Here is a 2,869-nt window from a genome sequence, read left to right on the forward strand (position 1 = left end):
AAGCCGTGCTCGGCTTCCTGCGCGAGACCGTGCCTCGCCGGTTCGACGAGTTCTCGTCGACTATCACCGACAATTTCCGCGTCATCGACCCGAAGGATTTTCGGATCCTCGCGTGACACCGCTATACGCTACGAAAATTCGCGCCTGGCATGCCCCCCGCTTCACCGCCGCCCAACACCTGTAACCCAGTGTCGACCAACGCCCTCGCGCCGGACCCGCGCCTCGCCGCGCTCAGAAACGTCATCCTACCAACGTTTGCGTTCTTGCCTGCCGGCAACATCGTGAACTGGAGCCCCGACGCGAACGGGATAAAATTCAGCGTCGAGGTTCATAACGAGCCCTGACAAAGGCGCTCATCGCAGCCCATGCGTTCGCCCGATTAGGCGCGCTCCTAGTAAGCACGCCGCGGTAGGCGAACTAACTTCAAGGGGCGGCGTCGGTTCCAACCGCTTTCGCGGAGCCCCTTATTCGGCCGCCCGCCGCGCCTCGGCGGTTCCGGCGGAAAGCTCGCCTTTAGCCGCCTCGCCTCGCACGAGCTCGTGAACGAAGCCGAGCTTTTTCACCACCGCCGGCGCAAGCACGAACGGATAGAGGTCAGGCCTCCCCATGGCCCGGTTGATGCTGTTCATCGCCACTGCGATAGGCGTCCAGGCCTCGATGATCTGGTCCATGTCCCCGCTCACATAGGGGTCGAAATCGACGCGAGCCTTATGGGCCCCTTCCCGGTCGATCGGCGGCGCGAGGCTGAGGCCGAAGGCGCTGGCCGTGTCCAGGGTGTCGACGATGTGAAGGTAGTGAGCCCAGGTCTCGGCGAAGTCCTCCCAGGGGTGGGAGGTCGCATAGGCGGAGACGAAAAAGTCCCGCCAGTTCGAAGGGGCGCCCTCGCGATAGTAGCGCTGCAAAGCCTCGCCGTAGTCCGGGGTTTCGTCGCCGAAGGCGGCCCGGAAGGCCGCGAGCCGGCCGCCGTCCCGCACCATGACGTCCCAGTAGTGATGGCCGACTTCGTGGCGGAAATGGCCGAGCAGCGTTCGGTAGGGCTCGTCGAGGCCGGTGCGGCGCCGCTCAAGCTCCGTGGGGTCGGCCTCGGCGAGCGCGATCGTGATCACGCCCTCGTCGTGACCGGTCATGACCTTCGGCGTCGACGGGTCCGGAGGGTCGGCCAGGAATTCAAAGGCGAGGCCGTACTCAGGGTCCTCCGCGCGGGTCTTCAGCGGCAGCTTCCAGCGCATGAGGCCGTAGAACAGTCTGTGCTTGGCGAACTCGATCTCCCTCCAGGCGGCGACGTGGTCTGCGTTCGACAGGTCCGGGATTGTGTCGTTGTGCCGGCAGGCGCGGCACAGCCGGTCCGGCTCGGCCGCAGGGATCAGCCAGTTGCAGACGTCGTGGTCCGCATTGGCGCAGAAGCGGCGCGGCGCGCCGTCCGCCCCAACCGGCGTCCAGTTCGGGTCGCCGCCGGGCTCGAGCGCGCTCAGGAGTCCGAGTTCGGGAATATAGCCCAGACGATGGCCGCAGCGGCCGCAGGTCCGGTTCTCGAAATAGACGATGTTGTCGCAGGCCTGACAGCGGAAAAGTTTCATGGTCGCCCCGGCGCCGATGGGCGTCGGTCAACGCACCGGGGGGCGCGATCGTTCCGCAGCCTGGATTAATACCTTCTCGCGTGGAGCGGGAGGGGAAAGGCCGGGCGCAGCCTGAGCGAGGAGGGCTCGCAAAGCGGCCTCGGGTCTCGCGCCCCTATCCCCTTTCAGCGCTGCGGCCTCGGCCCCGTCACTCGAGCCCTTCGACCGAGACGAGCCGCGCCGAACTGCAGGCGTCACGGATCGCTTTGAGCCCCCGATAGGTCGGCCCCTCGTAGAACGCCTCGAAGGTCGCGACCGAGGGAAACTCGAAGAGCACGATCCGCCGCGGCGCCCAGTCGCCCTCGTAGACCTTGAGCGCGCCGCCGCGCGCGAGGTACTTCCCGCCCGCGGCTTCGATGGCCGGCTTCACGCCGTCCATGAATTCCTTGTAGCGGACCGGATCGTGGATCTCGACGTCGAATATGACGTAAGCGGGCATGGGCTCCTCCAAGACTGAAACGTCACCTCGCCGCGGCCCTCTTGACGATCGCCCTGGCGTCGACCCCGGTCAGCGCCCCGTAATTGTGAGCGCCGCGGCTTTCCAGCCGCGAGCGGCAGAAGGCGTCGGCCATTGGAGAGCCGGCGCGGATCAGCGCCGCGGCCTGAAGGGCCGTCGCGAGCCGGTCGCAAAGGTCGCGGGCGCGGCTCTCGAAGTCCGTGAGGTCGCGCATGTCGGCCTTCAGGCCCGTCACATGGGCGTCGAGCGCGGCGCTCTCGCCCTTCGCCGCCTGAACTTCTGCGAGATAGACCTCCAGCGTCTGCGGCGAGCGCCGAATCGCGCGGAGAATGTCGAGGCACTGGACGTTGCCGCTGCCCTCCCAGATCGCGTTCACCGGCGCCTCGCGATAGAGGCGCGGCATCGGCGAATCCTCCATGACCCCCGAGCCGCCGATGCATTCCAGCGCCTCGTAGGCATGGGCCGGCGTTCGCTTGCAGATCCAGTACTTTCCGATCGCCGTACCGAGCCGCACGAGCGCGTCTTCATGCGCGTCGTCGCGATGGTCGAGCGCGCGCCCGATGCGCATGGTCAGCGTCATCGCCGCCTCGGCCTCGATCGCGAGATCGGCGAGCACCGCGGTCATGATCGGCTGGTCGATGAGGTATGCGCCGAAAGCCTTGCGCTGGCGGCAGTGGTCGATCGCCTGTGCGACCGCCATCCGCATGCCGGCGGACGAGCCGATCATGCAGTCGAATCGCGTCATCGCCACCATTTCGATGATCGTTGCGACGCCTCGCCCCTCGGGCCCGACCAT

General features: G+C 67.0%; 3 protein-coding genes. All 3 read right to left on the reverse strand.

From position 1 onward, the window contains the following. Positions 1-464: 464 nt before the first annotated feature. The gene (locus ACLP25_RS25760) at positions 465-1,577 is read right to left on the reverse strand and encodes a zinc-binding metallopeptidase family protein (protein WP_442471960.1); all 1,113 of its coding nucleotides are present in this window, start codon (positions 1,575-1,577) and stop codon (positions 465-467) included. A 187-nt stretch (positions 1,578-1,764) separates the two neighbouring features. Further along, positions 1,765-2,055, reverse strand: a complete 291-nt coding sequence (locus tag ACLP25_RS25765; RefSeq protein ID WP_442471961.1) for a DUF1330 domain-containing protein — start codon at positions 2,053-2,055, stop codon at positions 1,765-1,767. A gap of 22 nt (positions 2,056-2,077) precedes the next feature. After that, positions 2,078-2,869, reverse strand: a 792-nt coding sequence (locus tag ACLP25_RS25770) for an acyl-CoA dehydrogenase family protein (protein ID WP_442471962.1), incomplete at its 5' end; no start/stop codon positions are given.

The organism is Roseiarcus sp. (assembly GCF_052145395.1).
Classification (GTDB): Bacteria; Pseudomonadota; Alphaproteobacteria; order Rhizobiales; family Beijerinckiaceae; genus Roseiarcus.

Bases quoted from the DNA above. Each gene is read 5' to 3' on its own strand.
- ACLP25_RS25760 (WP_442471960.1), bottom strand. From the start codon at position 1,577: ATGAAACTTTTCCGCTGTCAGGCCTGCGACAACATCGTCTATTTCGAG.
- ACLP25_RS25765 (WP_442471961.1), bottom strand. From the start codon at position 2,055: ATGCCCGCTTACGTCATATTCGACGTCGAGATCCACGATCCGGTCCGC.